This is a genomic window from Enterobacter cloacae complex sp. IR5441, assembly GCF_049238215.1.
In the GTDB taxonomy this organism is placed as follows: Bacteria; Pseudomonadota; Gammaproteobacteria; order Enterobacterales; family Enterobacteriaceae; genus Enterobacter; species Enterobacter hormaechei_C.
In genome coordinates, this window is sequence record NZ_JBMKIA010000072.1 from 1 (window position 1) to 5,239 (window position 5,239).

General features: G+C 51.3%; 9 protein-coding genes. 1 reads left to right on the forward strand and 8 read right to left on the reverse strand.

The features are described 5' to 3' along the window. Positions 1–157 precede the first annotated feature (157 nt). From ACOTX5_RS26015 to ACOTX5_RS26045, 7 genes are all read right to left on the reverse strand, one after another. Positions 158–751 carry a tail assembly protein gene (locus tag ACOTX5_RS26015; protein WP_059596219.1) on the reverse strand — a complete coding sequence of 198 codons (594 nt, stop codon included), beginning with the start codon at positions 749–751 and terminating at the stop codon, positions 158–160. After that, the gene (locus ACOTX5_RS26020) at positions 739–1,470 is read right to left on the reverse strand and encodes a C40 family peptidase (protein WP_126508921.1); all 732 of its coding nucleotides are present in this window, start codon (positions 1,468–1,470) and stop codon (positions 739–741) included. The genes ACOTX5_RS26015 and ACOTX5_RS26020 overlap by 13 nt, the downstream gene beginning before the upstream one ends. Positions 1,471–1,482: 12 nt before the next feature. Beyond that, positions 1,483–2,253 (reverse strand): phage minor tail protein L, encoded by a 771-nt coding sequence (locus ACOTX5_RS26025; RefSeq protein WP_171963462.1) that lies wholly within the window; start codon positions 2,251–2,253, stop codon positions 1,483–1,485. Then, positions 2,253–2,603, reverse strand: coding sequence for a phage tail protein (locus tag ACOTX5_RS26030; protein ID WP_126508919.1), 351 nt, complete (start codon positions 2,601–2,603; stop codon positions 2,253–2,255). The genes ACOTX5_RS26025 and ACOTX5_RS26030 overlap by 1 nt, the downstream gene beginning before the upstream one ends. Before the next feature lie 48 nt (positions 2,604–2,651). Next, positions 2,652–3,425 carry an ORF6N domain-containing protein gene (locus ACOTX5_RS26035; protein ID WP_126508918.1) on the reverse strand — a complete coding sequence of 258 codons (774 nt, stop codon included), beginning with the start codon at positions 3,423–3,425 and terminating at the stop codon, positions 2,652–2,654. Between the two features lie 68 nt (positions 3,426–3,493). Next, positions 3,494–4,207 (reverse strand): P22AR C-terminal domain-containing protein, encoded by a 714-nt coding sequence (locus tag ACOTX5_RS26040; protein WP_048218106.1) that lies wholly within the window; start codon positions 4,205–4,207, stop codon positions 3,494–3,496. Continuing rightward, positions 4,197–4,370, reverse strand: a complete 174-nt coding sequence (locus tag ACOTX5_RS26045; RefSeq protein ID WP_047359780.1) for an Arc family DNA-binding protein — start codon at positions 4,368–4,370, stop codon at positions 4,197–4,199. Before ACOTX5_RS26045 ends, ACOTX5_RS26040 begins: the two co-directional genes overlap by 11 nt. A 113-nt stretch (positions 4,371–4,483) precedes the next feature. Here ACOTX5_RS26045 and ACOTX5_RS26050 point away from each other — a divergent pair, with 113 nt between their 5' ends. Further along, positions 4,484–4,852 carry an Arc family DNA-binding protein gene (locus tag ACOTX5_RS26050; protein ID WP_224213912.1) on the forward strand — a complete coding sequence of 123 codons (369 nt, stop codon included), beginning with the start codon at positions 4,484–4,486 and terminating at the stop codon, positions 4,850–4,852. A 192-nt stretch (positions 4,853–5,044) separates the two neighbouring features. On the opposite strand, the gene ACOTX5_RS26055 is transcribed toward ACOTX5_RS26050, so the two are convergent. After that, on the reverse strand, positions 5,045–5,239 hold a 195-nt coding region (locus ACOTX5_RS26055), incomplete at its 5' end, for a hypothetical protein (protein WP_421632506.1).

Genomic DNA, 5,239 nt, shown 5'->3' on the forward strand with positions numbered 1-5,239 from the left:
AGCAGCATGCGGCAGCGCGCCATTGACTGCGCCGAATCAGGTTGTTCTACAGGTGTGTGCTGCTTCTGGCTGCCACCCTTTGCACCAGTGATCGCTTCCATATTACATCCATAAAAAAAAGCACCCGACTGGGTGCTTGATATTCAGAAAGGAGTTATCAGATGTCTTCGGCGACTATGCCAGCGCTGATGATGGCGCCGCCAATCTCACGGACGCCATAGAGAAGCGCGACCGGGTTTCCCATCGCAAGGGTATTCACCGAGCCACCAAAGGCATAAGAGGGTTTATTGTCAGGGTCGTCTCGCCCCTGCAACCCTTTGGGCTGGGGCGAAAGCATCTGGTAAATACCGCCGGCCATCATACCGATGCCAGCGGATATCATCGCCCCACCAACTGGCCCAGCCCAACCAGCAGAGAGACCAGATACTACAATGCCCGCAACCACCATCACGGCACCAAGGATGGTTTGAAAAATGCCGGCTTTTTTGGCCCCCTCCATCACTGGTGCGATGCGGATATCGGTGTCCCCTGACAGCGCCTTAAAGTCATCAACGCCGATGTTGCGTTTACCGCGGAACACCGCAAACGTCATGCCGTTCTTTTTGGCGTTCATCAGGTAGTCTTCCAGCCCGTCGAAATTGATGCACAGGGCTTTTACCGCTTCGGCAGATGTCTGCACTGCCAGTTTGTGCACGCGCCCGAACCGGGCGCCCAGTGCGCCATACAGACGAATAGTGGTTAAACGCGCCATGGCTTTATCTCCTGCGGCAGGTCTTTGTGACGAACGCAGATCATCGTGCGGTCTTTGAAATAGCCTCGGGCATACGGGGTAATGCAGGAAGGCTGTCCGTAAAGGTGATGGAGCAGTTCACCTTCTTCAGTGATGATGCCCGCGTGGTTCCACTTATCCGAATCAACCTGCATGATGACCATGCAGCCTGGTGCCGGATCGCACTCGACGAATCCTTCCCGTTCCCAGTTATCAAAATAGAGGTTGTCCGGGTACTGGCTTTCCCACCATGGGTAATCGACGCGAAAATCGTTCAGCGTGACGCCCTGGATGGCATGCCAGTCCATAATCAGCCCCCAGCAGTCATTCGAGCCCAGGATAAACGGACGCCCAATAAGCGGCACCGCCTCCGGCATTATCTCGGCGTATTCATCGCTGTCAGGCGCGTAAATACCCCAGATCACGCCGGAGTTGTTGCACTGCTGGCGGTCCAGATCGGACGGAATAGGCCGGGCACCGTCGCCCGGGTGGGAGTGGATGACGCGAATAATCGTCCCTATATCTTCGGCGTTAGCCCAGTGCTCGCCGTCGATGCGAAAATGTTCTGTCGGATTTTCGTGCGTATTCGGCACGGGAATGTAGCGCTGGCGACGGCCAGACTGAATAACGAAGCCACAGCACTCACGCGGGGATTCATCCAGTGCATGCGCCCGGATAGCTGCCATTATGGTTTTATTCATTGGTACGTCCGGTTATCGGATAAAGAGAACGGTTGCCGGGAAGCCACCAAAATCGAGGATTGCCGCGTCAGGCTCTGCCAGCCCGGCGCCAAACCGTTTTCTACAGTCACTAAGGCATCCGCCGCACACATCGAGAGCGGGATCCGATACCGGATTCCCTTTGGCGTCGAAATAGGCCGTGCCATTGTAGGAACATCCATCACCGCTGCGGTATTGTCCGCGGAGGGCCCATTCGCATAACGAGGTAATTTGCCGGGTGGGGATCACAAGGCTCTGCAAATCAGCTGGGCTGCTAAGAGACCAGGTCACCACCTCATCATCTTCTGAACTTTTAGTGTCCAGCCAGAAAGTCTGAAGCGTGAACATCGTCGGGTCTGCTGTTGGGTTTACGCCACCAGGGTAATTCACGGCATCGAGGTAAACCGAATAGGTGTCGATAATGCTCACTTTGGCATTAACCATGTCTTTAAATTGCAGGCATAGCGCCGTGATATGACCGTCGAGGTTGGAAACGCTGAGTGTCGGCTCTGCGGCCTGGTCTGTTGAAAGCTCCAGGCCTGCTACCTGAAACGGCCAAAAATCGTAGGTATTGCCACCGAAGAAGATAGGCTTGGGTCCGAGCTTTTGTTCATCTCCATTGGCAGCATCAATTTCTTCCGGCGTATGGGGGAAAGGTGCGTAGTGGAAACGGTGGATACCACCACTGAACTCTGAGGCGTCAACTTCAACCAGGCGGACTCTGCCACCTGGTGCCAGCATCGCCGCCTGATCGACTAATGCCATTATGCATACACCCCATAAGCCCGTTTGATAGTGAATGTCAGCTCAGCGAATTTGCTGCTGATCTGATTTTTCCGCACAGAATCTGCGACTACACGGTAAAGCCCCTTCTCTTCTCCCGGCGGCGTGATGATGAAGGCCTTCACGGTATGAGCCAGGAGGAAATCACGAATCCTGTCCACTTCCGACTCGTTGCCCGTGTGCTTCATAGGGACCTGAATAGCCGTGGAGTTAATACCGTTATCGGCCACTTGCTCATAGCCATCGCCGAAATGCGCCGCGCGCACCGCCTGGCTGTACTCAATCGCGCCAGCACCGAGCTGCGAGCGCCAGCTGTATGTTTCAACTGCCATATTTACTCCATAAAAAACCCGCCGAAGCGGGTTTGTATTTGACTGCGTTTAGAATAACTTCCGAAGATCGACGCCGTACACTGCAAGCCATGCCGCGCGAGGCCAGGACTTGACGCTACCGAAACGCGGGTCATCTACGTCGTGAGGGGTTGCATCATTCTCCCGGCACCATTTACGAAGCGGCTGCCATTTAAATTTCTGACCGAGCTTCTTCTCTACCGGGATAATGGCGGCATAGTTTTTTCCTTCCCCGATGCGTTCCGCCAGTTTGTTTTTGGCACGAACAGCAGCGGAAGCTGTTGCCATCGCGGTTACCTCGCGTTTCTCAGAGATCCAGCGCTTCTCTTTAACTGCACGATCGCGCTGTTCAGCAATAATGCGGTTCTCTTTCACTTTTGTCAGGAGGTCTTCCAGAGCTGCTTCATAGGTCAGCGGGATACCCATTGATGGAGTTGGACGGAAGTAAGCATCCTCAAGGCGTTCGAAAAAGGCCCATGCTTCGTCAGTATCAACAATCTTCGACATACGGGCCGCGCCCTTTTCGGTCCAAAAAACAACAGAGCGGGCTTTGCTCGAAATTTGTGCGTGACTATTAGTCACTCGCAAATCCTTCAGCTCTTGGCCTTTAATGGTGAAGATGTGGATGCCCTCAATGAAGCGGCTGGCATTGCGCGAAAGGTTTTTCCTAATATTAGCCTCATCAGAACCATAACCTGCGGCCAGCGTTTCAGTCGTAACAACACGCAACCCCTTCCATTCAATCACTGGCAGTGGCTTGGGATCGACATTTGGTTCATGAACTGCTAAATTTAAAGAAGTCATTGGTTGGACCCTTTTGACAAGTTTCAATGGAAGCCGGCAGGTGCGAACTGTCGGCTTTTCTATTTGCATCACTGCAAAATTCCTTTCCCGTATGAGAAGACGTTTTTCCAGTCACTATCTCCCCATGGTTGTTCTTTGATGTGATCTGTTTCGCGCTTAAGAATGGCGCGAGCCTTATTGATCCCCCGGTTGTAATTTGTGCCAATAGAGCTAAATCGAGGAACCAGTCGATGCTCGGCAACTAACAGTAGAGGATGTACTTCGCGGCAAGCCTCATACATCACCGCAGCTGAACGCCAAAGATATGCGAGGGTGCATAATTCATCGTCCGTAAACTGCTTAGCGATTGGCGAGCGCTGAATTTCTCTGTCAAGAATGTCCAGAACCCAGCGGCGGAATTCTTTGGCCTTCGGGGTGGTAGCGAACATCGCGACAAGATGAGCGCCACGAAGCGAAAAAACGCGAACCGGAATATCAACAGCACCAGTCTTTCTAACGACACTCATTTTGAGGGTCGTTGACATATGTTCCGTAAATTCATCGTGATACCTACTGAATATTTGGGTAACGGCATCTGACTTTTTGTAACCGAGCGCCGCTGCTAACTCAGATGAAGTGAGCCATGTTTCACCAGCGTGTGATACCGGGTGAAACTCTGTCTGCTGGAAAGTTAATTCATTGTTCTGTACACTGTTCATGTCATCATTCCTACGGTGGTGTGTTGGCAAAGAAGCCCGGTTCGTGTCCCCACACTGCCGGGTTTCGTCTTTTTTACTGACCATTAGCGCGATCCTCACGCAAGCTTTTAGCCAGTCGCTGCACAATCGCAGAGTTGATTGAAATTCCATCCATCTCCGCCATTCTGCGGATCTCCTCTTTCATCTGTCCCGGTAGACGAAGCTGGAAGCTTTCATTTTTACGACCAGCGTATGTAGTGGTTTGCATAGTAAACTCCTAATCAATGATGCCAACTTGGTACCACAACCAATTTAACACCATTTATGATGATGTCAAGTAGGTGCTATCATGATACAAATTTGTATCAGCGAGTTTTAATAATGAGTAAATTCCCTAGCCAAGAGATGGACCGTTTCAATGTGAGGCTTCCAGCCGGAATGCGTGACGCTATAGCAGATCGCGCCAAGCGCAATGGAAGATCGATGAATTCTGAGATAGTCGACATCATTTCCAGTGCTCTGTCACAACCAGCTCTAGCACAGGAAGGAATTGAGTATTTGCTGGGACTCGCAGAAGAAGGTGAGGCTGAAAAGCTATCCAAAAATGATAGAGACAGAGCCCGGAGCCTTGTTTTGGATGCAGCAGCTATTATGGCGCATAGGCTGGAATCAGAAAGCAAAGATTTAAGAATTCTCCTGTATCTGGCTTCGAAGGATAGCCCCCTCAAGGAGTCTGAGGATCTCAACTAATTGTTAAAGAGCACCTACTGACGTGATTAAAGCGCCAAGAGGTGCGGAAAGGTAGGTCCAATAATGCAGAAATTACCCCTCAGGTAATTTGAATAGTTATGATGATGTGGCAGTAGCACAAAATGCAAAAAGCCCACCTGAGTGGGCTGTAATGAAAGCCCCGGGCGGGGCTTGGTTGCAGCGTAGTTCAGCTTAACTGCCGCTCATTTCTTCAAGTCGATAATCAGTTTTACCGTCTTTATCTTCGATGCATACAGCTCTAAATTTTTGCTCAAGACCAAATTTATTTTTGGCGCTAAACTCCTGCGTGGCGTAAAACTTACCGTCATCACCGAGCCATCTGTTCGAGCCAAACACCGACATGTCCAGGGTGCTTTTGTTAATGAC

Coding starts and splice junctions, on each gene's coding strand:
- ACOTX5_RS26035 (WP_126508918.1), bottom strand. CDS start 3,425: ATGACTTCTTTAAATTTAGCAGTTCATGAACCAAATGTCGATCCCAAG.
- ACOTX5_RS26040 (WP_048218106.1), bottom strand. CDS start 4,207: ATGGTCAGTAAAAAAGACGAAACCCGGCAGTGTGGGGACACGAACCGG.
- ACOTX5_RS26015 (WP_059596219.1), bottom strand. CDS start 751: ATGGCGCGTTTAACCACTATTCGTCTGTATGGCGCACTGGGCGCCCGG.
- ACOTX5_RS26030 (WP_126508919.1), bottom strand. CDS start 2,603: ATGGCAGTTGAAACATACAGCTGGCGCTCGCAGCTCGGTGCTGGCGCG.
- ACOTX5_RS26050 (WP_224213912.1), top strand. CDS start 4,484: ATGAGTAAATTCCCTAGCCAAGAGATGGACCGTTTCAATGTGAGGCTT.
- ACOTX5_RS26025 (WP_171963462.1), bottom strand. CDS start 2,253: ATGGCATTAGTCGATCAGGCGGCGATGCTGGCACCAGGTGGCAGAGTC.
- ACOTX5_RS26020 (WP_126508921.1), bottom strand. CDS start 1,470: ATGAATAAAACCATAATGGCAGCTATCCGGGCGCATGCACTGGATGAA.
- ACOTX5_RS26045 (WP_047359780.1), bottom strand. CDS start 4,370: ATGCAAACCACTACATACGCTGGTCGTAAAAATGAAAGCTTCCAGCTT.